Below are 262 nucleotides of genomic sequence, written 5' to 3'. Positions count from 1 at the left end.
GGGGGTGCATGTGGTGTGGGTCGATGGGGAGTCGGTGGCCTCGGGGTGGGTGCGCGAGGTGGTGGGGGGGCGTGCGGTTTCTGTGCCGGGGCGGTCGGTGGTGACGTTGGCGTCGGCGTCGGCGGCGTCGTCGTCGTCGGTGGCGGCGGTGGGTGGGTGGGAGGCGTTGCGGTGGGTGGGTGAGTTGGGGTTGCCGGTGTGGCGGCGTGCGGGTGTGGTGCCGGGGCTCGCCTCGGGTGATCAGGTGGTGTTCCCCGGTGGT

General features: G+C 73.7%; 1 protein-coding gene. It reads left to right on the top strand.

Going from position 1 to position 262, the window contains the following annotated elements:
• Positions 1-13 precede the first annotated feature (13 nt).
• Positions 14-262, top strand: a 249-nt coding sequence (locus tag ACLQ24_RS30630) for a hypothetical protein (RefSeq protein ID WP_425895200.1), incomplete at its 3' end; no start/stop codon positions are given.

This window comes from Micromonospora sp. DT4 (genome assembly GCF_049841675.1).
In the GTDB taxonomy this organism is placed as follows: domain Bacteria; phylum Actinomycetota; class Actinomycetes; order Mycobacteriales; family Micromonosporaceae; genus Micromonospora.
This window is presented reverse-complemented; position numbering and strand designations above follow the sequence as displayed.